The organism is Aggregatibacter actinomycetemcomitans DSM 8324, from assembly GCF_000372365.1.
Lineage (GTDB): Bacteria > Pseudomonadota > Gammaproteobacteria > Enterobacterales > Pasteurellaceae > Aggregatibacter > Aggregatibacter actinomycetemcomitans.
The window spans coordinates 12,010-35,503 of the sequence record NZ_AQUU01000018.1 but is presented as its reverse complement, the minus strand read 5'-3'; the positions used below and the strand labels follow the sequence as shown (position 1 = coordinate 35,503).

Genomic DNA, 23,494 nt, shown 5'->3' with positions numbered 1-23,494 from the left:
TTTTTCTTGCGCCCTTGTTTTCATTGGTTTTGTTCCACTTATTCCCGCTTGATTCAACATTCTCCCTAGTTTATTCCTTTTTCTCATTTTGTTCGGTGTTTTACACTGGTTCGCCGTTATTTGGAACTGTATCGCGAAGGTCGTCTGAAAAAGCCTTTATGGGTGGTCAGTACCCAACTGATTGAAGCAGGAGTCGATTTGGATTTTCCCTGCGTTTATCGGGCGATGGCAGGGCTTGACAGCATTGCTCAGGCAGCAGGACGGTGCAACCGCGAAGGAAAATTGCCGGATTTGGGCGAAGTCATCGTTTTTCGTGCCGAGCAAGGCGCGCCAAGCGGCAGCCTGAAACAGGGGCAGGACATTACCGAAGAAATGCTGAAGGCAGGTTTGCTTGCCGACCCGCTTTCTCCATTGGCATTTGCCGAATATTTCCGTCGCTTCAATAGCAAAGGCGATTTGGATAAACACAAAATCACAGAGCTTTTGACCGCAGAATTTTCAAATGACAATCCTTTGGCAATCAAATTTCGTACCGCAGCCGAACGCTTTCGCCTGATTGACAATCAGGGTGTGGCACTGATTGTGCCGTTTATTCCGCTTATTCATGAAAACGGAGACAAATCGCCAAAAATCGTCCAGGCAAATGAGCTAGACGATTTTTTCAGACGACATCTTGACGGCGTGGTGGAATCGGATTGGCAGAAAACCTTGGATGACTATCGTTATCCGTCGCCACCCGATAATCATTTTGGCCAGACCGACAAGCCGTCTTCGGCTTTTTCAAGTAGCCTGAAATGGCAGGGGAACTCACGACAGCCCAAATAAGGTTGATGAAAATACTGTCCTTTTTTGGCACGTCGTTTGAACATTTCAGCGAATTTCATATAGTTATCGCTTTCGCCTGCTTCCTTTGTCATTTCAAAATCAGCGTGAATACGATAAGCCACATCTTTGAGCAACATTGAAGCGCGCTGCTGGCGATGCTTTAGTTTAAAACTATCTGATTTTTCATCATATCTTAAATCATCTATGTATAAACATTCAGCATCTCTTGTTGCTTTACTACCTAATTCATTACGTCGAACATTAATCCATTGAATCGGTTTTAAGATTTCTATCTCAAACACGCGCCAGCGGATCGCCGGCTTCCACAATATCGCCATCAAGATATTTCTGGCGGCAGACGGTGTAATAACCGGATAGCTGACACGTTCCACTTTGAGTTCGGGTCGGGTACGCCTTTTGTCCGCGCTAGTGTGCCCTAATCCACAACGAACAGGCGTGGGCGGAGAATTATCTGACCGCGCAAGGCAGCGCGCTACACGAACGGGTGGATTCGGGCGAACCGGAGACGCGCAAGGGCGTGCGCTTTGAGCGTACCGTTCACGTTTCGGCGGAGAAACTGGGCATCAGCGGCGTGCTGGATTTGGTGGAGGTCGAGGCGAAAACAGGTCGTCTGAAACCCGTGGAATATAAACGCGGCAAGCCCAAACTTGAGCCTATGGACGAAATCCAGCTTTGCGCCCAAGGGCTGTGTTTGGAGGAAATGACGGGGCAAACCGTCCTTGAGGGCGCGCTGTGGTATATGCAAACCCGCCACCGTGTCCCCGTCGTCTTTTCAGACGACCTCCGCACCCGCACGCTAGCCACCATCGCCGCCGTCCGTGGATTACTGGAAAGCGGACAAACCCCGCCACCCGACTACGGCAAACGCTGCAAGGCCTGCTCGCTGGTGGAGATTTGCCAGCCGGCATTGTTGGGGAAACGGGATAGGTCGGCGGGGTATGTAGATGAATTATTTGAGTATCTTGAAATAAGGAAAAAATATGAAAATTAAAACAATTGAAATTAAAAACTGGCGTTCTATCAAAGAGCTAAGAATTTCAGCACAAGACTTGATGATTATTATTGGACAAAATAATCATGGCAAATCTAATTTATTATCAGCGATTCTATTCTTTTTTGGTGAAATTAAACATCAAGATTTAGATTTCTCACAAGGTGCTCAAGAGCTTTTTGTTGATATTGAATTTGCTGATTTAGATATTCAAGATCAAACAACATTTGAAAAATATCTAACTAAGCAAGGGATTATTATGGTTAGGAAAAGTGCTTATTTGGGTGGTAGTTTTGAATATAAAGGTTGGATACAAAGTTGTTCAGAAGACTTCCTAAAAGAAGAAAACGCTGGGAATTATACTAAGCGAGAGATCGCTAATAGTTTGCCTTTTTATCAGTATTTACCTAGTACTGGAAAGCTATCTAAGGCACAAGTTATTGAGGCTCAACAAAAATATATACAATCAAATATTTTGGATCTAACATTCAGTTATGAATTAGAAAAAACAAATTTCATGGGGCTGAAATCTGTTGCTAAAGGCATTTTTGGTGAAGTTTATTTTCTGCCTGCCGTTAAAAACGCAACAGATGATTTTACATCAAAAGATAGTAGCGTTTTCGGTAAATTACTTGGCGAAGTTGTAGAGTCAATGTCTCAATATAATGAACATTGGCAAGGAACAAAACAGCAATTAGTAAATTTATTTTCTAAGTTTAGTAAATACATTGATGGCAAAGAAAATACAGACAGACCAAAACAGTTATTAGATTTAGAGAATGCGTTATCGCAAGAATTATCATCTTGGAATGCCTATTTTGATATTGAATTAAATACTCCTGATATTGACTCCATTTTAAAATCTAATGCTTCAGTATGGATTAATGATGGCACTCGTACAGATATTGCACGCAAGGGACATGGTTTACAACGTGCAGTAACTATTGCGCTTATACAGTTAATTGCAAAACGTCAGTTGCAGATTACTCAAAATCCTGAAATAACAAATCGGGCGGTCTCAAAATCTCGCTATTTTATTTTTGAAGAACCAGAACTATATCTACACCCGCAAGCTCAACGAGTTTTATTTGATAGCTTCATAAATCTTTCAGAAACAGGTAGTCAAGTAATTTTATGCACACATTCAAGTAATCTTATTAATATGGATAGATATAAGTCTATCTATATTATTAAAAAAGAGAATGAAGAATTTGGTAGTAAAGTAACACAATGTGAAGATGATTTATTTGATGGTAATGAGCAAGAAAATTGGAATTTATCTTATTGGATTAACCCGGATAGAAGTGAGTTGTTCTTTGCGGAAAAGGTAATTTTGGTTGAAGGGGCTACTGATAAAATAATTATTCCTGCATTAGCCAAACAGCTTGGTATTTTCAGGCATGGTTACACGGTTATTGATTGTGGCTCAAAAGGAAATATACCTTTGTACTTGAAATTATTAAATAAATTTAAGATAAAATATATCACTATATATGATCAAGATCATCAAGATAGAAAATCTGAAAATGATAAAGCTGTTGCCACTAAACTGACTAATAAAATTTTATCTTCTATTGAAGAAGAGTTAGGTCATTCTATTATGCTTATAAATGACATTGAAGAAGAGCTTGGTTATGAATGTGGTAAATCAGGGAAGCCTTTTCAGGCCTTGCAATATATAAAATCTGATAGTTTTAAACTATCCCCAAGTTTTGAAGAAAAAATCAGAAAAATATATCAATAATCAAAATTATAATTGCTAGTTAATTGAAGTAAGAAAAATTTTAGGAGCCACCCATGCGGAAACTGCAAAACACGCTCTATATCACCACTCAGGGCAGTTATCTGCATAAGGAGCGGGAGACGTTGGTAGTGGAGCAGGAAAAGAAGAAAGTGGCGCAACTGCCGGTGCATTCCATCGGACATATTTTCTGTTTCGGCAATGTGCTGGTGTCGCCGTTTCTCTTGGGATTTTGCGGGGAGAACAATGTCAATCTGGCGTTTTTTACCGAAAACGGGCGTTTCTTGGGGCGGCTTCAGAGGCGGCAAAGCGGTAATGTGCTGCTGCGGCGGGCGCAGTATCGGGTGTCGGAGCAAAACCCTGTGCCGATTGCGCGCAATATCATCGCGGCGAAGATTCAGGCGAGTAAGCGGGTGCTGCAGCGGCAAATTCGCAATTATGGGGAAAATGCTCAGCTACAAAGTGCGGTCGATTCTTTGAATGTTTCTTTACGGCAATTGGCTCAAGCCGAAAATCTTGATGAGGTTCGCGGTATCGAAGGCGATGCGGCGGCACGTTATTTCGGCGTATTTAATCTGCTTATTCGTGAGAATACCGGGTTTCATTTTGGCGGTCGAAATCGTCGCCCGCCCAGAGACGGTGTGAATGCTTTGCTTTCTTTCTTATATAGTGTTTTGGGGAAAGATATTAGCGGCGCGCTGCAAGGCGTAGGTCTGGATCCTCAGGTCGGTTTTCTGCACGCCGACCGACCAGGCAGGGACAGCCTAGCGCAGGATATTTTGGAAGAATTTCGCGCTTGGTGGGTTGATCGTATGGTGTTAAGTATGATTAATCGCTTGCAGATTAAACCGGCGGATTTTATTAATGAGGCGGGTGGTGCGGTAACCTTAAAATCTGAAGCCAGAAAATTGTTGTTTCAGGCGTTGCAGGCGAAAAAACAGGAGAAAATCGTTCATCCGTTTTTGGGCGAAGAGGTGGAAATCGGTTTATTGCCCTATATTCAGGCTATGTTGTTATCACGCCATTTACGTAGGGATTTAGCCGAATATCCGCCGTTTTTGATGAGGTGAAAAATGTTAATGTTGATTACCTATGATATTTCTTTAGAAGACCCGGAGGGAAAAACCAGGTTGCGCCGTATTGCGAAGCATTGTCTGGATTATGGCGTACGGGCGCAATATTCGGTGTTTGAATGCGATGTAACGCCGGATCAATGGGTAAAATTGAAGGCTAAGCTACTGGCGACTTATGATCCGGATTGTGATAGTTTGCGATTTTATCACCTAGGCAGCAAATGGAGACGCAAAGTGGAACACCACGGGGCGAAACCGGCGGTGGATGTGTTTAAAGATGTGCTTGTTGTCTAGCTCGCTAACTCCTAGTTCTCATCAAATTCCCGTCAGGCTGGCGATCCTGATTTTCTTTAACAATTTGGAACAGTTAATTCATTTGTATAACGACGACATGCCCGTTATACTTATCCCACTCTCTATTTTGAAATAAGTTAGCGAAATACAGGAAGTAATCTACTGATTTTTCTTGTTTTTTCATATAGGGAGCAGCCACCTTCAGGTGGCTGTGTGTTGAAACACTACCGGCACCTGGAATTGGTTAGCCAATACCCGCAGCCATCTTCGCATGGCTCTGTTTTGAAATAGGCGCTTTGTTACATCTGAACTCTGACACCAACTAAACTAAGCACCTTATAAAAATAAGGTGTTTTTCTTTTCCCGCAAACCAACACAAAACTCCTTGCCCTTCCTCCGCAAAATATATAGACTGAAGCCCGTTATTAGTCGGGGTGCTTTGTGCTGAGATGATACCCGTGAACCTGATACAGTTAATACTGACGTAGGAAACTAACAGAAATCATATTTCCTTTCTTTTTCTCTTCATCGTCATTATTGCTGATTATCTTTTTTTCGTTAAAAAAAGAAAAATTATGCAATATGGTTTTTGTTGTCCGTTATTTGTAAATAACGGAGGGCGTGATGAGTAAGGTTGCGCAAGCGTTGACCATCGCCGGTTCGGACAGCGGCGGCGGTGCCCGGGTTCAGGCGGATTTGAAGATGTTCCAAATGCACAGGATGTCATTTGGTACATCGGTGGCCGCGCAAAATACCTTGAACGTGGTTGATATTTACGCTGTGTCACTCAAAACCATCCAATGTCAGCTGAAAACCATTGTGACAGATTTTGATATTCGCACCTTTAAAATCGGTATGCCGGTCGGGCTGGTGGAGACTTCGGTGATGATTGCCAAAAGCATTAGTGTTAAACAAGCGATCAAAACTGCGAAAGATTACATCATGGCAGCCACCAGTCAGCCAGTAAATATCGGGCACGAATCGACTAATCACGACAAGGATTAATTCAAACAGAGGAACAGACAAATGAAAAAAACACTTTTATTTTTGACCGCACTTTCTTTAACGGCAGGCACGGTGTTTGCCGATAATCAGAAGGAAAACGTGAACATTTACACTTACGATTCCTTCACTTCCGATTGGGGCGCAGGTCCGAAACTTAAGCAGGCGTTTGAACAAAATTTTCCCCGTTGCGTGGTGAATTACATGCCTTTTGAAAGTGGCGGCACGTTGTTTAATCGCGTGCGTTTGGAAGGGCATAAAACCAAAGCGGATATTGTGTTGGGGCTGGATAATTTCGTGTTGGATGAAGCGAAAAAAAGCAACTTGTTTGATGTGAACAAGGTGGATTTGAGCAAACTTTCGCTGCCGAGTCAGTGGGCGGACAACAGCTTCTTGCCTTACGACTTCGGCACTTATGCTTTTGTGTATGATAAAAATAAACTGAAAAATCCGCCGAAAAGCCTGAAAGAATTGGTGGAACGTGAAGATTTACGCGTGATTTATCAAGACCCGCGCACCAGTAGCGTCGGACGCGGTTTATTGGTGTGGATGAATGCCGTTTACCCGGCGGAGCAAGTGGCGCAGGCGTGGCAGCAACTTGCGAAACACACGGTGACGGTAGGGAAAGGCTGGTCGGACACTTACGGCGCATTCCTGAAAGGCGAGGCGGATTTAGTGTTAAGTTACAGCACTTCGCCCTTGTATCATCAATTATCTGAAAATAAAGACAATTACGCCGCCACCGAATTTGCCGAAGGCAATTTAACGCAGGTGGAACTGGCGGCACGCATTGCCGAACACAAAAATCAATGCGCCGATCAATTTATGGATTTTCTCATTACGCCGGAAGCGCAGAAGCATATTGTGACGGCTAACGTGATGTTGCCGGTGATTCACGCGCCTGTTGAACCGCACTTTAATGCGTTAAAAGAAAAATTGTTACGGCAATCTTTCCTGAATACCTCCAATGTCACTCCGGAAGCATTACGCAGCTGGATCAGCCAATGGCAAACCACCTTAACGCAATAACCTGAACGATGTTTTTGTCGTCTCCATCCTTATTCGTCAATCCGCAATTCCGCCCTCGTCATTACGTGAGCGGTGTTGCGGTGATGTTGTTGATTTCCTTGCTTTATGGTTTCGCCCTGCGTGCGGTGTTGGCGCAGGGTAGTGAGTTTCAGTGGCAAAGCATCTTTTCCGATGTCTATTTACATCACGTTATCGCCTTTAGTTTCGGGCAGGCGTTGCTTTCTGCGCTGTTATCGCTGTTTTTCGGCGTGCTGTTAGCCCGTGCCTTTTATTATGTGGATTTTCCCGGCAAATCATTTTTGCTCAGAATCATGTCTCTGACCTTTGTGCTGCCGGTGTTGGTGGCGATTTTCGGCTTAATCGGTATTTACGGCGCTTCCGGCTGGATTGCGCAAAGTCTCGGCTTGTTCGGCGAAACCTGGCAGGGCAGCATTTACGGCTTATCAGGTATTCTAACCGCTCATCTTTTCTTTAATATTCCGCTTGCTGCTAAGTTATTTTTGCAAAGTCTGAAAGCTATTCCTTACGAACAACGCCAACTGGCTGCGCAGCTGAATATTCGCGGCTGGCGTTTTGTGCGCTTGGTGGAATGGTATTATTTGCGCCGCCAAATTCTGCCGACCTTTAGCCTGATTTTCATGCTTTGTTTCACCAGTTTCACCGTGGTGCTGACCCTCGGCGGCGGGCCGCAATATACCACGCTGGAAACGGCGATTTATCAGGCGATCCTGTTTGAATTCGATTTGCCGAAAGCGGCGCTGTTTGCTTTGTTGCAATTCGTATTTTGCCTGCTGTTATTCAGTCTTGGCAGTCTGTTTAGTTCCACCGCACAAACTGCGTTAAGCAGCCCTTATCGCTGGCTTGATAGCTCCAAAAGTGCGGTCAAAATTTTCCACGTTTTTTTGCTGGTGATGTTTCTGTTGTTTATGTTATCGCCGTTGCTGAATATTATGGTGAGCGCGCTGGCGTCGGAAAAATTATTCACGGCGTGGCACAACCCGCAACTGTGGAAAGCCTTGGGCTATTCGTTAACCATTGCGCCGACATCTGCGCTGCTGGCGTTGCTGATGGCGGTGGCGTTATTGCTGTTATCCCGTCGTTTGCAATGGCTGTATTATGTGAAAACCGCGCAATTTATCATCAATGCGGGCATGGTGATTTTGGCAATTCCCATTTTGGTATTGGCGATGGGCTTGTTTTTATTGCTGCGCGAAATTGATTTTAACAACGCTTATTTATTCGCCATTGTGGTCGTCTGTAATGCTTTGAGCGCCATGCCGTTCGTGTTACGTATTCTCACCGAACCCTTTAATAACAATATGTTGTATTACGAACGCCTGTGCAATTCCCTTGGTATTCTCGGCTGGCGGCGTTTTCGGCTGATTGAATGGCATGATCTTCGTGCGCCGCTAAAATATGCTTTCGCCCTAGCATTTGCGCTATCTTTGGGGGATTTCACCGCCATTGCGCTGTTCGGCAATCAGGATTTCACCTCGTTGCCCCATTTGTTATATCAACAATTAGGTAGCTATCGCCACCAAGACGCCGCAGTGACGGCAGGCATTTTACTGTTATTATGCGGGGGGATTTTCGCCTTAATTGAAAATCAAAAGGAACAATATGATTCGCTTAGATAACGTATTTTTAGCCGACGACGCTTTGCCTATGGAATTTGACTTACAGGTAGCGGCGGGGGAACTTGTTGCCATGGTCGGTCCTAGCGGCGCAGGCAAAAGCACATTACTCAATTTCATCGCGGGCTTTGTGTTGCCAACGCGTGGCGAGATTTGGCTGAACGGCGAAAACCATACCCGCAGCGCCCCTTATGAACGACCGGTGTCCATGTTGTTTCAGGAGAATAACCTGTTTCCTCATTTAACGGTGCAACAAAATCTGGCGTTGGGCTTAAAAACGTCCTTAAAACTGACCGCACTTGAGCAACAACAATTGGCGCAGGTCGCCGATGCCGTGGGATTAGGCGCGTTTTTGTCCCGCCTGCCGAACAGCCTTTCCGGCGGGCAAAAACAACGGGTGGCGCTGGCGCGCTGTTTGTTGCGCGATAAGCCGATTTTGTTACTGGACGAACCTTTCTCCGCCCTCGACCCCGAATTGCGCATGGAAATGTTAAACCTGATCGATGAACTCTGCCGTAGCAAACACTTAACCTTGTTGCTTGTTACCCATCAACCTTCGGAGCTGGCAGGAAAAGTGGATCGCATTCTGCAGGTGGAAAATGGTCGGATAACTCACTCAGAAAAATGCGCCTAAAATGTACCGCACTTTCTATTAAAAAGATTCATTCAAGGAGACCTATGTTAACCAGTACCCTGCAAATTTACTCCATCACCCCGCACCCGAGCGTGGAATATTGGTCGGTGTGCAAAGTAGAAGCGTTGTTTGAAACCCCGTTTTTAGATTTGGTTTACCGCGCGGCGCAAGTGCATCGTCAGAATTTCAATCCACGCGCCATTCAGCTTTCAACCTTAATGTCCATTAAAACCGGCGGCTGTCCTGAGGATTGCGGTTATTGCCCGCAATCGGCGCGTTATCAAACGGGCGTGCAAAATCAGCAATTATTGGACGTGGAAGAAATCGTCGCCAAAGCGAAAATTGCCAAAGCCCGTGGGGCGGGGCGTTTTTGTATGGGCGCGGCGTGGCGCGGACCGAAACCGAAAGACATCGCCAAAGTGACGGAAATTATCAAGGCGGTGAAAGCCCTCGGCATGGAAACCTGTGGCACCTTCGGCTTATTGCAAGACGGCATGGCGGAAGAATTAAAAGACGCAGGCTTGGATTATTACAACCACAATTTAGATACCGCGCCGGAGCATTACAGCGAAGTTATCGGCACACGCCGTTTCGATGATCGTATCAGCACCTTGGGCAAAGTACGCAAAGCGGGCTTGAAAGTATGCTGTGGCGGCATTGTCGGCATGAACGAAACCCGCAAAGAACGGGCGGGGCTTATCGCCAGCCTTGCCAATTTGGATCCGCAACCGGAATCCGTTCCGATTAACCAATTAGTGAAAATTGAAGGCACGCCGCTTGCCGATGCAGAAGAACTGGATTGGACGGAATTTGTCCGCACCATCGCCGTGGCGCGTATCACCATGCCGAACAGCTATGTGCGCTTATCCGCCGGTCGCCAGGGCATGAGCGAAGAAATGCAGGCAATGTGCTTCATGGCAGGCGCTAATTCCATTTTCTACGGCGACAAACTCCTCGTCACCGGCAACCCGGAAGAAGACGGCGACCGTCTGCTGATGGAAAAACTCGATTTAGAACCGGAGACGGAAGAGAATAAGTATTTGCGTTAATGGTGGATTCCTTTGAAGGGCATGTGAAGTACTAAGCCCTTATAGGGTAGCCTAAAAACCGCACGTTTTACGTGCGGATTGGTATTTTTATTGCAGATTATTGCACCAGTAAATAGAAGTTACTATCGCCACGAATAATGTTCAAGGCAACGGCAGACGGTTTTTTATCTAACTCTTTGCGCAGTTGTCCGAGATTTTCTATTTTCTGGCGATTGATTCCGATAATCACATCACCGGTTTTTAAACCACGTTGTTCTGCCAAAGAACCGGTTTTTATTTTGCCCACAGATACGCCTTTAAGGCCTTTTTCGTCGTAATTATTTAATTCCGCGCCGTCTAGTGCAGGGAGCAAATTGCCGGCACTGGTTTGGATTTTGTCATCGGATTGTAAGACTACTTTTGTGGTGTTGGACTTGCTATCACGTAAATACGTTAACTCAATTTCTTTGCCTGCACCGGACGTGGCGATTTTAGCGCGCATTTCGGCGAAACTGGAAATAGATTGTCCGTTTATGGCTGTAATCACATCGCCTGCTTTCAAGCCGGCTTTATCTGCGGCAGAACCCGGAATGACTTCACTTACGAAAGCGCCTTTTTTTGCTTCAATGTCGAAAGCCTGTGCTAAATCAGCGTTTAATTCGCCGCCTTTAATGCCTAACATGCCGCGACGCACCTCACCGAATTCAAGAATTTGTTGAACCAGGTTATTCGCCATGTTGCTCGGAATCGCGAAGGCGATACCCGCATTACCGCCGCTCGGGGAGATGATGGCGGTATTAATGCCGATTAATTCGCCGTTCAAATTGATTAATGGACCACCTGAGTTACCACGATTGACTGCCGCATCAGTTTGGATATAGTTTTCGTACATTCCACTGTCGGATCCTGTGGAGCGCCCTAACGCCGAAACAATCCCGGAGGTCACGGTTTGACCTAAACCAAATGGATTACCAATTGCCACGGTGAAATCGCCCACGCGTAATTTGTCGGAATCGGCGATTTTAAGTGCGGTCAGATTTTTCGGTTTTTCTATTTGAATTAATGCCACATCGGACAGTTCGTCTGCGCCGATGACTTTGGCTTTAAATTCGCGACCATCTTGTAACTGAACGGTGATTTTATCTGCATCTTTAATCACATGGTTGTTTGTTAAAACGTAACCTTTTTCTGCATTGATGATTGCACCGGAACCGATTCCCCTAAAGTTACGCGGCGCACGATCGCGGTCAAACATATCAGGGCCAAAGAAAAATCTGAATTCCTCGGGAATGTCGTCAAATTGTTGTGCGGAGCGAGTTTTTTGTTTGCCTTCTACTGAAATGGAAACAACGGAAGGTAACACTTTTTCCAACATTGGTGCCAGACTTGGCATTTGTTGTTCTTCAACAATAGCGGGAATTTCTGCTTGGCTTAACATAGGTGTGCTTAACAGGCTCAATCCGAGCGCGATACTTGTTAATACAAAATTGTGTTTTTTCATTAAATGTGTTCTCCAATAAACATTAACATACTCGAAATTTCCATGCGATTTCGGTAACTGCTATGACAAAAAAAATCCTTGAATGTTCGGTGGGTTGTACGGCTTTTCAGATAAAAAATAAAAAAGTGCGGTCACTCTGGAAATCAAATTTTATGACCGCACTTATATTGGTTTTTAGCTTAATAAATAACTATTTTTCCGCTTTGAATAAGCCGGATGATCCTCCCGAATAATCTTTTGGTTGGTCGTCGGTATTTTGTGAGTTCATAGGGTTGTCTTTGTCGTCTAATAAATCATGTTGAAACAGTGAGTTATCGTTCAGTTCAGGTAATAATCGGGTAGAGGATTGCGCGAAGTGTTGATACAGTTTTTGATAATCCTGCGCGAGAGATTTCAACAAGTCGGCACTTTCGGCAAAATGTTTTTCCAGCTGCTGTTTTTGGCTTTCCAGTTGTTCTTTTGCTACGCGTAATTCCGCTTCGGTTTTCACTTGTTTTTTGGCGGATTCTTTGGTGATGCGTAATAAGAAATAGCCGATAATGAAACCGATCACTAAACCGATTAACGCCGCTTGCCACATTTCTGCTGTCCAGGTTTGCATAAATAAACTCCTATAATTTATGGGGAACAGTTTGCTAATCATAGCTTGAACGTGTTGATATTTCCATGTGTTAGATCACAGAACGAAGATTTACTTAAAAATATTCACAGAAAATAAAAGGGTGAATCAATTTCTTCGCCCTTAAAAACATTTAAAAAAAACACCGCACTTTATTGCCAATTTTCCCGTTTGGCTTTTTGCAATTTGGCGTATGCCGCCAGCAGCTTTTGATGTTCGCTAAACGTGGCGAGGGTTTCGTCGCCGGCTGGTAGGTTGTAGAACGGATTGCCGCCCTGAATGGCGTTCCAGGCAAATTCAACGGCGTCTTTGCCGTACATTTTGTCGAACACCATGCGGTATTGTTGCGGATCGCGATTGCCATCCATGAACAACTCAAGGCTACTGATTAAACAACGGTAATAGTTGGCACGTTCGGCGGTGAATACGGAGCCGTTCATGTTGTATGCCCAGTTTGCCCAATCCAGCGCCATTTCCAGATCGCCCAAGGCGAGGTAAAGCATGGATTTTAATTCGCCGATGCGCAATGTTGTCCAGCCGCTGCCTTTGGGCGCCACGATGCCGATAAATTCGCGTACGCGGATGGCGTCGTCAATGCCTTGCTCATCCAGTTCTTCCAACAATTCCTGATAGGTTTCTTTTTCATGGTGGAAATGCGGTAAATCCAACAGAATTTCGCGCCAGTCCATGCCCATGTTGCTGTTGGCGTAAATTAAATCGTCGGCAGGATAAATATCGGACATGCCCGGCACAATGATACGGCAGGCATAAACGCTCAAATGGTTGTAATCCATAATGTAAACTTCTTTGTTTTCCGCACGGAAAATCGCCATCAGATTGTCGTATTCTTCGTGGGTGTCTTTACCGGAGAAATTCCAGTCGGCGAAGTCGTAATCCGGCGTGTTTTTGAATAAATCCCAAGAGATTAAACCGCTGGAATCGATAAAGTGGGTTTCCAGATTGGCGTGTTCAGCGACATCGTCATTATTGAAAGACGGCGGCGCGAATACATCCAAATCTTTTAAGCTGCGACCTTGCAATAATTCGGTAACGGTGCGCTCCAATGCCACTTGGAATTTCGGGTGCGCACCGAAGGAAGCGAAGCAGGTGCCATTGGTCGGGTTGAGTAAAATCACACAAATCACCGGATATTTTCCGCCGAGAGACGCGTCATACGCCAAAATCGGGAAGCCTTCCTGTTCCAGCTTTTCAATGGATGCCTGAATAGACGGATAACGTGCCATCACGTCTTGCGGAATAAGCGGCAAACTGATGGATTCGGCGATGATTTTGTTTTTTACATAGCGTTCAAACACTTCCGATAAACCTTGCACACGTGCTTCAAATTGGCTGTTACCGGCGGACATGCCGTTAGAGACGTACAGATTGGAAATGATATTTTGCGGAATATACACCGCCTGTTGATCCGATTGGCGTACATAGGGCACGGCGACAATGCCACGTTCGTAATTGCCTGATTGCAAATCCACCAAAAGTTCAGGCGTAAGTTCCTGATTCGGATCGAAATGTTCAAATAAATGATCGTCTAAAATGCCGCGTGGTAACAGGGCTTCATCTTCAATGGGGAACCATTTTTCGTTCGGATAATGCACAAAATCGCTGTTGGCAATGCTTTGCCCTAAATAGAAATCCGTCCAGAAATAATTGGTGGAAAGTCGCTCGAAATATTCGCCCAATGCCGATGCTAACGCCGCTTTTTTGCTGGCGCCTTTACCGTTGGAAAAACATTGCGGGCAGTCTTTGTCGCGAATATGCACCGACCACACGTTCGGCACCGGATTTAACCACGAAGCTTCTTCAATATGAAAGCCAAGTGCGGTCAGTTTTTGCTGAAATTTTTCAATACTTTCCTCAAGGGCGGCATCTTTGCCGGGAATAAAAGTTTGTTGTGTCATAGTCGTTCCTATATTGTGTGTGACATCATAAATGTTTGTAAAAACACGTTTCTTCCCTCGTGAACGAAGGAGTGAAGAAAAGTAAAAAAACTAAGTGGGTACGCCCGCTAGCACGGCATAGCCTGCTTGAGTGCCCTGTACGTGGTATTCTGTATCCGCTTCAATAAACGCCGCCTGTCCTTGCTTTAAGGTGAGTTTTTGCCCGTCGCCTTCCAGTGTCATTTCACCTTCCATCACAAACAGAATTGTGCCGTTTAAAGTGCGGTCAGAAAATTCAGTGTTTTTCGCATAGCGTAAATTGCTCAATGCAAAATCTTCAGCAGGCGTTGAATAGGTGTAATAAACGGCGTCTTTCGGTGCGGGTGCGATCACTTGCGGAATCACTTCGCGGTAGTCAATAACGTTCAATAATTGCTCAATATCGACGTGCTTCGGTGTCAAACCGCCGCGAATCACATTGTCGGAGCACGCCATTAATTCAATATTTTGACCGCGTAAATAGGCGTGGGGAATCCCTGCCGCCTGAAAAATGCCTTCGCCGACATGTAAATTGACAATGTTGAATAGGTAGAAACACATCAAGCCTGCATCCAGTTTATCTCTGGAAATATTCATGGCGTGCAGCGTGTAAAGCACCCAATAATCGGGATCCTGCGGAGAGAGCTGATTTTGCTCAAAGGCGTTTTGTTGCGCGTCAATAATCGGTAAAAGCCATTGTGCCAGTTGATCCTGTTTCGCCAGCATCAGATCGGCGTAAAAATCCGATACATTTTGTGATTCAAGTTTTGTTGCCAAATTCGCTAATGATGGACGTTGGCGAAGGGTATCGAGAATCTTATCTTTGGTTTTAAAACCGTGCAAAAGCCAGAAATCGGATAGTGCGATCATCATTTCCGGTTTGTGATTATCATCTTTATAAGTTCGTTTCGGATCGTTTAACGCAATGCCCGCCGCATTTTCCTGTGCAAAGCCGATTTCTGCTTGTTTTTTGGTCGGATGCAACTGAATGGAAAGGGGATTGGCAACATCTAAAATTTTGAGTAAATAAGGCAGATTTTCACCAAATAAACTACGACTTTGCGCACCAAGTGCGGTCGGATTTTTTTGTAAAAAATTGCTCAGCGGCATTTCACCTTGCGCGGTGACAACCTGTGACGGCGCGGAAGTATGCGCACCGAGCCAGTATTCGGCATAATGTGCCTGTGTTTTATTGATATGCAATAAATTCGGAATGTAATTTTCTCCGCCCCATACATAATGTTGAAGGCTGCCGTTAAGCGGATAAATTCCGGCCATGATGTTCTCCCGATGTTTTGTTTGAATGGGCCGCATTCTAGCATATTTTGCCGAGGGCGGTTGTGCAGGCGATTTTTTATAGGAACTTTTAATTGAGGGAAAGAGTCAAAAATATGCCTTTTCGGCAAGGAACAAAATAACTGTTAAGTAACGATTAAACCCGGGAGAAATTAAAATGGCACAAGGATATTACGAATTAAAATTAGCAAAAGATGGACAATTTATGTTCAATTTAATGGCAACTAACGGACAAATTATTTTAACCAGCGAGCTTTACAAATCGAAAGCCTCCGCGCAAAACGGCATTGCCTCCGTGCAAAAAAACGGAGTGGATGCAAAAAACTTTGAATTTCGTACCACAAAAAATGATCAGCCTTATTTCGTATTAAAAGCGGCAAATCATCAGGAAATCGGTCGCAGCCAATATTATTCTTCGCAAGCTGCTGCACAAAAAGGTGTAGAGTCCGTAATGAACAACGCTTCCAGCGAAGATATTCGGGATCTTACCGTATAATATACATAAAATAGATTGGGATTGTCGGCACTTCGGTGCCGATTTTTTTTGCTTAAAATGCGATCTCAGTCATGTTTTTTCGTCAAGTATTTAAGTAATATTCCAAAAAATAGTTAATATTTAGAAATGTAACTCCATAAAATATTTCAAGATAAATCATAAATTGCGTCGTGAAGAGGAGAGAATTTATGTTTAAACAACTTCAACAAGTCGGAAAGGCATTTATGTTGCCTATTGCCATTTTGCCCGCTGCCGGTTTGCTGTTAGGGATTGGCGGTGCGTTGTCCAATAAAGCCACTGTGCAGGCGTATCCTTTATTGGATAACCCGGCATTGCAGGGCGTTTTTCAGATTATGTCCGCCGCAGGCTCGGTCGTGTTCGGCAATTTGGCACTTTTGTTGTGTATCGGTTTGGGCATCGGCTTGGCGAAACGGGATAAAGGCGTAGCAGCATTGGCGGCGGTGGTCGGTTATTTGATCATTACAGGCACCATTTCGGCGTTAATTCCGTTGTTTTCGCCGGAAACCAAAAGCATTGATACGGGCGTCATTGGCGCGTTGGTGATGGGCTTGATTACGGTAAAACTGCATAACAAATATCACAACATTCAGTTGCCGCAAATTTTAGGCTTCTTCGGCGGTTCGCGTTTTGTGCCAATTGTGACGGCATTTGCCGCGATTTTTGTGGGAGCGATTTTCTTCTTAATTTGGCCGACCTTCCAAAATTGGTTATTGTCTGCGGGTGAACATATCGCTTCTATGGGCGCAATCGGCACTTTCTTCTACGGTTTCTTAATGCGTTTATGCGGCGCGGTAGGGTTGCACCACATGATTTACCCGCTGTTCTGGTACACCGAATTAGGCGGCACGGAAATCGTCAACGGCGAAACCATTATCGGCGCGCAAAAGATTTTCTTCGTCCAATTGGCGGATCCGAACCATCAAGGGCTATTTACCGAAGGTACGCGTTTCTTTGCCGGACGTTTCGACACCATGATGTTCGGCTTGCCGGCAGCCTGTTTGGCAATGTATCACTGTGTGCCGAAAGCGCGCCGTAACGCCATCGGTGGTTTATTTTTAGGCGCGGCGCTCACCTCTTTCATTACCGGCATTACCGAGCCTATCGAATTCATGTTCTTGTTCGTCGCTCCTTGGTTGTATGTGTTCCACGCCTTTTTAGACGGCGTTTCCTTCTACATCGCCGACATTTTGAACATTTCCATTGGCAACACCTTCTCCGGCGGTTTTATCGACTTCTTGCTGTTCGGTATCTTACAAGGCAACGACAATACCAACTGGCTTAAAGTCATTTGGGTGGGCATCGGCTGGGCGGCGTTGTATTATTTCAGCTTCCGTTTCCTGATTACCAAATTTAACGTCATGACCCCGGGACGTGCAGAAGAGCAGGATGACGCGGTTGAACAACAAACGTCTTCGTTAACGGAAAATGCGCACGAGATCATTAAAGCCCTCGGCAATAGTGAGAATATTGAAAATGTGGACGCGTGCATTACCCGTCTGCGCGTGGCGGTGAAGGACGTTAAATTGGTGGATAAACCGCGTTTGAAAGCCTTGGGTGCCATTGATGTGCTGGAAGTGGGCGGCGGCGTGCAAGCCATTTATGGTGCAAAAGCCGTGTTATATAAGAGCGAAATCAATCAGATTTTAGGCAAAGAAGATTAGCTGGTGCATTATAAAACTAAACGGTCGGAACTTGTTTTCTGGCCGTTTTTTTCATTTCTACGGATTTTCCCCCGCCGCTTTCAAGGCTTCTGCAGGTTGTAAAAACGCCGGGATTTTTGACCGCACTTTTTTTGGATTGAGGATTAAAGGATAAGTACGTTTTTGCGCTACCATCACGATAAGCGGCGAAAACCAGCCGCTTTGTCGTTCATTCAGCGCCAAATTTTGTTGTTCCAGAATCTCAAAATTCAATAATTCCAACCAATCCGCAACGCGCCAGGCACAGTAATGGCGTAACGGAAATTCCCCCAGTCTGGTCTTAAACATAAAAGTGCTCAACGGGTTAAACAGACTGAGAAACAAATAACCGTCGTCTGCCAGCACCCGATGGGTTTCGCGCAGAACCTGGTGCGGATCCTGCACAAAATTAAGGGTATTGGTTAAAATACAGGCATCGATGTGTTGTTCGATAAAAGGCAATTCGGTCAGTTTGCTTTGCACGACGGAGTGATAGTCGCCCAAAAGTGCGGTCAGATTCGGAGGCGTTTTTTCATTGACACTGATTTGATGGCGCAGCGGCAAATCGCAGGTAATTTCCGCGCTGAGTCCGCCGATTTTCAGAATTTGGTAGCCACAAATTTTTGTAAGCCAAGACGCAAAATAGTCGCTTAATGCGTTACAATACGCACTTCCGTTGGGAAGCTGCTGCCAGCCGCTTGGCATGGTGAGCGATTTTTCATATTTAGCACGCCACATCGTTGTAACTCCGAGGTCCTATGTTAATTCCGATTCCTGCCTTAAATGACAACTATATTTGGCTTTATGCCCGAGAAAATTTACCGCCGTTAATCGTCGATGTACCGGAATGTGAAGCGTTGTTCCGGTTCCTGGATACCCACCAGTTAACGCCGGAAGCGGTGTTGCTGACGCATTTGCACGATGACCATGTCGGTGGCGTGGGCGAATTTAAAACGCGTTATCCCGACGTGCCGATTTACGGCCCCGCCGAATGTGCCGCCAAAGGGGCAACGCACATCATTAATGAGGGCGACATTAACACCGAACATTACCGAATTCAAGTGTTGCCCGCCGCAGGGCATACGGCGCAACATGTGGCGTATTTAACGGACGGGCATTTGTTTTGCGGTGACGCGCTATTTTCCGCCGGTTGCGGACGGGTATTTACCGGCGATTACGCCACCATGTTTGCCGCCATGCAACGTTTTGCCAGCTTGCCTGACGAAACCATCGTCTGTCCGGGTCATGAATATACTTTAAGTAACCTGAAATTCGTGGAAAGCGTTTGGGCAAACAAAAGTGCGGTGGAAAATCAGCGCGTTTTGGTGGAACGGCAACGTGCCGCCAATCAGCCAAGCCTGCCGAGCACCATCGGCTTGGAAAAACAAATTAATCCGTTTTTAACGGCAACGAGTCTGGCGCAATTTACGCAATTACGCCAGGCAAAAGATCATTTTTAGAAATTTGACAATCTGCAAATCGCAGATTGATAGCCTGTTTTTATTGCTTCAATTTGCTTAAAAGCGGGCAATTCAGCTAGAATATGCCCGTTTTTAATTTTTATTTTTAACTTCTGTGGGACGAATTTTAGCCGCTTTGACGTTTCTTAACTGTAAAGTGCGGTGACTTTTTCATGTATTTTTTATGACGATTTTAGTTCTGGGTATCAATCACAAAACTGCTTCCGTGGCATTGCGGGAAAAGGTGGCGTTTTCCGACGAAAAGCGCACTTTTGCTTTGCGTCACATTCAACAAACGCAGTTGGCGGAAAGTGCGGTGATTTTATCCACCTGTAATCGCACGGAAGTTTATCTGCACAATAAAAGCGTTCCGCCGCAAGAGACGCAAACCTGGATCACACTGGCGGTGCAGTGGTTTGCCGACATTCATCAACTAGCGTTGGCGGAGCTGCAGCACTGTGTTTATACTCACGAAAATCTTCAGGCGGCGAATCATTTAATGGAAGTGGCGTGCGGTTTGGATTCGCTGATTTTAGGCGAACCGCAGATTTTGGGGCAGGTGAAGCAAGCCTACCACATGAGCGAGCAGCATTATCAACAGGAAGGGCAAACCATTTCCGGCGAACTATTCCGTTTATTCCAAAAAACCTTTGCTACCGCTAAACGGGTGCGCACCGAAACCAACATCGGCGAGAGTGCGGTGTCCGTTGCCTATGCCGCCTGTAGCCTAGCACGTCAGATTTTTGAATCCCTGCGTGACTTGACGATTTTATTAGTGGGCGCAGGTGAAACCATTGAACTGGTGAGCCGCCATTTGTTACGTCACGGCGTGAAAAACTTATTTATCGCCAACCGTACATTGGCGCGCGCCGAGGCGTTGGTGGAAAAATTGGATTCGGCGGCGAATATTCAAGTCCTTTCCCTGGAACAGTTACAGCAGGGTTTAAATCAGACGGATATTGTGATCAGTTCCACCGGCAGCCCGAACATTCTGATTAGCCGCGACATGGTTCAGTGGGCGCAAACGGCGCGTGGTTATCGCCCGATGTTGTTGGTGGATATTGCCGTGCCCCGCGATATTGATGAAAGTGCGGTGGATTTGGACAGCGTTTATCATTACACGGTGGATGATTTGCAAAACATCATTCAGCATAATTTGAATCAGCGGGAACAGGCGTCCGAACAGGCAAAAGCAATTATTCGGGCGGAATGTGCCGATTTCTTTGAATGGCTGAAAGTACATCAATTTTCCAATTTGATTCGACGTTATCGCGAAAATGCCGAACACGCCCGGCAGGATTTATTGGAAAAAGCGTTGAGTTCGTTACAACAAGGGGAAAATGCCGAACAGGTGTTGCAGGAATTGAGTTATAAATTAATGAATAAATTAATCCATTCGCCGACCCAGGCTATGCAAACGATGGTAAAAAGCGGCAATGCCGGCGGCTTGCAAACCTTTTCAAAAGCCTTGGGAATGGAAGAAGAATAGCTATTTCCAATTGTTCAAATTCTTTTTAAAATAAGCCAACTTATCTTTGCGGGAGAAAAAAATGCGAGAAAATCCTCAAATCGCGAATGTTGATCTAGTGAAACAAATGAATAGTGCGGTTGTGTATAAATTAATCGATCAGCAGGGTCCCATTTCCCGTATTCAAATTTCTGAAATTAGCCAGCTTGCCCCGGCGAGCGTCACCAAAATTACCCGCCATCTTCTTGCCCGCGGTTTAATTAAAGAAGTGGAACAACAGGAATCCACCGGCGGTCGTAGAGCCACTTCTATTGTGGCGGAATATAAAAATTTTCGTTCTATTTCAATTGGTCTCGGGCGTGAACATTTAACGCTAGCGATCATGGATTTGTCGGCGAAGTTGTTAAAAAAAGAGGTGTTCACGCTGCCGAATCACCAAGTCCCGCAAGAATTCGAGCTGTTTTTATTTCGGCATTTAGCTGAATTTATGCTGACCAATCAAACACGGGGTAGTGAATTTATTGCCATCGGCATTACCGTGCCGGGCTTTGTAGATATGAAAAGCGGTATGATTGAACAGGTGCCGCATTTTGATTTAAGCGAGCCTTGGGACTTGGCAAATCATATTGCCGAACGTTTTCACTTAGCTACCTATATCGGGCATGATGTGCGCAGTCTTGCGCTTGCCGAGCATTATTTCGGCGTGACCAAAGATTGTTACGATTCCTTGCTGTTACGTATTCATCGCGGTGTTGGCGCGGGCATTGTGATTAATCATGAAGTCTTTTTAGGTTACAAAAATAATGTAGGCGAAATCGGGCATATTCAGGTGGATCCGCTGGGTAAGCGTTGTATGTGCGGTAATGTCGGTTGTTTGGAAACTGTTGTGAGCAATTCAGCTATTGAAAACAAAATGTCGGAATTGCTGGAAGACGGTTATCAAAGCAAATGGCTTTCGTTAGAAGCCCATGATATTGAAGCTATTTGCAAAGCCAGTAATAAGCAGGACGCGGTGGCGACAGAACTCATTGAACATGTCGGCGTACAAATCGGGCGGGTATTGGCGATGAGCGTAAATATGTTTAATCCGGAAAAAATCGTGATTTCCGGCGAAATTACGCAAGCGAAGAATGTATTATTCGCGGCAATTCGTCGTACATTGGAAAGCCATGCATTGCCTGCATTTGTACAAAATACGCCATTGGTTACATCGGAATTAAGCAATGAAGATGTAATAGGCGCCTTTGCGTTAATTAAAAGGGCGTTATTTGACGGCAGTTTATTGCGTCGTTTAATTGAAGAATAAGCGTTTACAGCCTTAAAGTGCGGTGATAAAAAATAGTGTTTTTTAAATGTTGGTTTGCCAATGGCGCCAAGGGAATGAGCAAGTTTGTAGGGACTTGTGAATAAAATTAAGGCGATTTGTTTAATCTATATCCGAATATCTTAATTTTATTTGTTTTCCGAAAAAAATGGTTGACGAGTAAAGGCAATATCCGCATAATACGCCCCGCAAAGTCAATGAGATGGTTGCAAAGAAATGGCTATGTAGCTCAGTTGGTTAGAGCACAACACTCATAATGTTGGGGTCACAGGTTCGAATCCCGTCATAGCCACCATATTTGCGGGACTGGCGAAATTGGTAGACGCACCGGATTTAGGTTCCGGCGCCGCGAGGTGTGTGGGTTCAAGTCCCTCGTCCCGCACCATTCATTTTGTTGATAGTCAATATAGTTGTTGGGGTATCGCCAAGCGGTAAGGCACCGGGTTTTGATCTCGGCACTCCTAGGTTCGAATCCTAGTACCCCAGCCATACTATTCCAATTTTCTGCTTCCACTATACAATTTATTGGGGTATCGCCAAGCGGTAAGGCACCGGGTTTTGATCTCGGCATTCCTAGGTTCGAATCCTAGTACCCCAGCCACTTTTCTCTTATTTCTACGTAAAATTATTATCTTGTACTTCTCCTTTGAGTTGTATTCGGATAAATAAAGAAGCCATTCCTAGCTTCAGAATAGCTTTTTCTTCTTGTTAAGGGATATTAAGCCAAGATTTTATCTAATTCCTTGCTCACAGCTTCCACTTTTTGTGTACCGTCTAAGCGGAAATATTGCACATTGCCTGCTTTTGCTTCAGCTTGGTAGTAGTCAACCAACGGTTTGGTGGTGGTGTGATACACTTTTAAACGATCTAACACGGTTTCCGGTTTGTCATCGGCACGAATAATTAAATCTTCACCTGTAACATCATCTTTGCCTTCTGTTTTCGGCGGATTGTAAACGATGTGGTAAGAACGACCGGACGGTTGGTGTACGCGGCGACCGCTCATGCGTTCTACAATCACTTCATCCGGCACATCAAATTCCAACACATAATCAATGGCGATACCGGCAGATTTTAGTGCGTCCGCTTGTGGAATGGTGCGCGGGAAGCCGTCCAGTAAGAAGCCTTTTGCGCAGTCAGGTTGGGCAACACGTTCTTTAACTAACGAAATGATTAAATCGTCAGGCACTAATTGACCGGCGTCCATTAAGGTTTTGGCTTGTTTGCCTAATTCGGTACCCGTTTTAATGGCGGAGCGTAACATATCGCCGGTGGAGATTTGCGGAATAGCAAATTTGTTCATAATAAATTGGGCTTGTGTACCTTTTCCTGCGCCTGGTGCACCTAATAGAATAATTTTCATGTTGTCCTCTTTATGTCAATAAAAACGCTTGAAAAAACCACCGCACTTTTTGGTTTATTGA

Annotated in this window: 21 protein-coding genes, 4 tRNA genes, 1 pseudogene and 1 riboswitch; of the genes and pseudogenes, 19 read left to right on the top strand and 7 right to left on the bottom strand. The window is 45.1% G+C overall.

What is annotated here, in order from left to right; translation table 11 throughout:
- The first annotated feature begins 120 nt into the window (after positions 1-120).
- Positions 121-825, top strand: a complete 705-nt coding sequence (locus A3CS_RS0109760; protein WP_019518450.1) for a hypothetical protein — start codon at positions 121-123, stop codon at positions 823-825.
- Here A3CS_RS0109760 and cas5c read toward each other — a convergent pair.
- A complete protein-coding gene (gene cas5c / locus A3CS_RS1000000111740) occupies positions 744-1,217 on the bottom strand; it encodes a type I-C CRISPR-associated protein Cas5c (protein ID WP_231092502.1) in 474 nt (157 codons plus the stop codon). The two genes, A3CS_RS0109760 and cas5c, sit on opposite strands and share 82 nt — an antisense overlap.
- Positions 1,218-1,234: 17 nt before the next feature.
- Between cas5c and cas4 the strand changes: the two are divergent.
- The 9 genes and pseudogenes from cas4 to bioB all read left to right on the top strand — a co-directional run.
- Positions 1,235-1,837 (top strand): annotated as a pseudogene (gene cas4 / locus A3CS_RS01000000111130) (CRISPR-associated protein Cas4); the annotation flags it as partial.
- On the top strand, positions 1,827-3,581 hold the full coding sequence (locus A3CS_RS1000000111190; protein ID WP_005545920.1) for an ATP-dependent nuclease: 1,755 nt from the start codon (positions 1,827-1,829) through the stop codon (positions 3,579-3,581). The pseudogene cas4 and the gene A3CS_RS1000000111190, both read left to right, overlap by 11 nt.
- A gap of 53 nt (positions 3,582-3,634) precedes the next feature.
- Complete coding sequence (gene cas1c / locus A3CS_RS0109745; RefSeq protein WP_005545922.1) at positions 3,635-4,648, top strand: type I-C CRISPR-associated endonuclease Cas1c; 1,014 nt, start codon at positions 3,635-3,637, stop codon at positions 4,646-4,648.
- A gap of 3 nt (positions 4,649-4,651) precedes the next feature.
- Positions 4,652-4,945, top strand: a complete 294-nt coding sequence (gene cas2 / locus A3CS_RS0109740) for a CRISPR-associated endonuclease Cas2 (protein ID WP_005545924.1) — start codon at positions 4,652-4,654, stop codon at positions 4,943-4,945.
- 420 nt (positions 4,946-5,365) lie between these two features.
- A riboswitch (TPP riboswitch) is annotated at positions 5,366-5,453 on the top strand.
- Between the two features lie 116 nt (positions 5,454-5,569).
- On the top strand, positions 5,570-5,950 hold the full coding sequence (locus A3CS_RS0109735) for a bifunctional hydroxymethylpyrimidine kinase/phosphomethylpyrimidine kinase (protein ID WP_005545926.1): 381 nt from the start codon (positions 5,570-5,572) through the stop codon (positions 5,948-5,950).
- A gap of 21 nt (positions 5,951-5,971) precedes the next feature.
- Positions 5,972-6,976 (top strand): thiamine ABC transporter substrate binding subunit, encoded by a 1,005-nt coding sequence (thiB, locus tag A3CS_RS0109730; RefSeq protein ID WP_005540280.1) that lies wholly within the window; start codon positions 5,972-5,974, stop codon positions 6,974-6,976.
- An 8-nt stretch (positions 6,977-6,984) separates the two neighbouring features.
- A complete protein-coding gene (thiP, locus tag A3CS_RS0109725) occupies positions 6,985-8,613 on the top strand; it encodes a thiamine/thiamine pyrophosphate ABC transporter permease ThiP (protein WP_005545928.1) in 1,629 nt (542 codons plus the stop codon).
- Positions 8,597-9,244, top strand: coding sequence for a thiamine ABC transporter ATP-binding protein (gene thiQ / locus A3CS_RS0109720; RefSeq protein ID WP_005567444.1), 648 nt, complete (start codon positions 8,597-8,599; stop codon positions 9,242-9,244). The genes thiP and thiQ overlap by 17 nt, the downstream gene beginning before the upstream one ends.
- Positions 9,245-9,288: 44 nt before the next feature.
- On the top strand, positions 9,289-10,293 hold the full coding sequence (bioB, locus tag A3CS_RS0109715; protein WP_005540274.1) for a biotin synthase BioB: 1,005 nt from the start codon (positions 9,289-9,291) through the stop codon (positions 10,291-10,293).
- A gap of 97 nt (positions 10,294-10,390) precedes the next feature.
- Here bioB and A3CS_RS0109710 read toward each other — a convergent pair whose 3' ends face one another.
- The 4 genes from A3CS_RS0109710 to manA all read right to left on the bottom strand — a co-directional run bounded on the left by A3CS_RS0109710 (position 10,391) and on the right by manA (position 15,604).
- Positions 10,391-11,773, bottom strand: a complete 1,383-nt coding sequence (locus A3CS_RS0109710; RefSeq protein WP_005545932.1) for a Do family serine endopeptidase — start codon at positions 11,771-11,773, stop codon at positions 10,391-10,393.
- 190 nt (positions 11,774-11,963) lie between these two features.
- Positions 11,964-12,374, bottom strand: a complete 411-nt coding sequence (locus tag A3CS_RS0109705; RefSeq protein WP_005545935.1) for a Z-ring associated ZapG family protein — start codon at positions 12,372-12,374, stop codon at positions 11,964-11,966.
- 170 nt (positions 12,375-12,544) lie between these two features.
- Positions 12,545-14,308, bottom strand: coding sequence for a 30S ribosomal protein S12 methylthiotransferase accessory factor YcaO (ycaO, locus tag A3CS_RS0109700; RefSeq protein WP_005588961.1), 1,764 nt, complete (start codon positions 14,306-14,308; stop codon positions 12,545-12,547).
- A gap of 90 nt (positions 14,309-14,398) precedes the next feature.
- Positions 14,399-15,604: a mannose-6-phosphate isomerase, class I gene (gene manA, locus A3CS_RS0109695; protein WP_005545939.1), complete on the bottom strand. Its 1,206-nt coding sequence runs from the start codon at positions 15,602-15,604 to the stop codon at positions 14,399-14,401.
- Between the two features lie 175 nt (positions 15,605-15,779).
- Between manA and A3CS_RS0109690 the strand changes: the two genes are divergently transcribed.
- Together A3CS_RS0109690 and A3CS_RS0109685 are read left to right on the top strand one after the other, a co-directional pair.
- A complete protein-coding gene (locus A3CS_RS0109690) occupies positions 15,780-16,118 on the top strand; it encodes a YegP family protein (RefSeq protein WP_005540212.1) in 339 nt (112 codons plus the stop codon).
- Between the two features lie 188 nt (positions 16,119-16,306).
- On the top strand, positions 16,307-17,800 hold the full coding sequence (locus A3CS_RS0109685; protein WP_019518448.1) for a PTS transporter subunit EIIC: 1,494 nt from the start codon (positions 16,307-16,309) through the stop codon (positions 17,798-17,800).
- Between the two features lie 57 nt (positions 17,801-17,857).
- Here the strand turns inward: A3CS_RS0109685 and A3CS_RS0109680 are convergent, their stop codons facing one another.
- Positions 17,858-18,556: a class I SAM-dependent methyltransferase gene (locus A3CS_RS0109680; RefSeq protein WP_019518447.1), complete on the bottom strand. Its 699-nt coding sequence runs from the start codon at positions 18,554-18,556 to the stop codon at positions 17,858-17,860.
- A gap of 20 nt (positions 18,557-18,576) precedes the next feature.
- On the opposite strand from A3CS_RS0109680, the gene gloB reads away from it, so the two are divergent.
- The 7 genes from gloB to A3CS_RS0109645 all read left to right on the top strand — a co-directional run bounded on the left by gloB (position 18,577) and on the right by A3CS_RS0109645 (position 22,671).
- Entirely contained in the window at positions 18,577-19,278 is a 702-nt protein-coding gene (gloB, locus tag A3CS_RS0109675) for a hydroxyacylglutathione hydrolase (RefSeq protein WP_005545945.1), read from the top strand.
- A gap of 184 nt (positions 19,279-19,462) precedes the next feature.
- The gene (hemA, locus tag A3CS_RS0109670) at positions 19,463-20,767 is read left to right on the top strand and encodes a glutamyl-tRNA reductase (RefSeq protein ID WP_019518446.1); all 1,305 of its coding nucleotides are present in this window, start codon (positions 19,463-19,465) and stop codon (positions 20,765-20,767) included.
- Positions 20,768-20,828: 61 nt separating this feature from the next.
- Complete coding sequence (locus tag A3CS_RS0109665) at positions 20,829-22,052, top strand: ROK family transcriptional regulator (RefSeq protein ID WP_005545949.1); 1,224 nt, start codon at positions 20,829-20,831, stop codon at positions 22,050-22,052.
- 236 nt (positions 22,053-22,288) lie between these two features.
- Positions 22,289-22,365, top strand: a tRNA-Met gene (locus A3CS_RS0109660).
- Positions 22,366-22,370: 5 nt separating this feature from the next.
- A tRNA-Leu gene (locus tag A3CS_RS0109655) sits at positions 22,371-22,455 on the top strand.
- A 29-nt stretch (positions 22,456-22,484) separates the two neighbouring features.
- Positions 22,485-22,559: transfer RNA gene (locus tag A3CS_RS0109650), tRNA-Gln, on the top strand.
- Between the two features lie 37 nt (positions 22,560-22,596).
- Positions 22,597-22,671: transfer RNA gene (locus A3CS_RS0109645), tRNA-Gln, on the top strand.
- A gap of 117 nt (positions 22,672-22,788) precedes the next feature.
- Here A3CS_RS0109645 and adk read toward each other — a convergent pair.
- Positions 22,789-23,433 (bottom strand): adenylate kinase, encoded by a 645-nt coding sequence (adk, locus tag A3CS_RS0109640; RefSeq protein ID WP_005545951.1) that lies wholly within the window; start codon positions 23,431-23,433, stop codon positions 22,789-22,791.
- Positions 23,434-23,494: the final 61 nt, after the last annotated feature.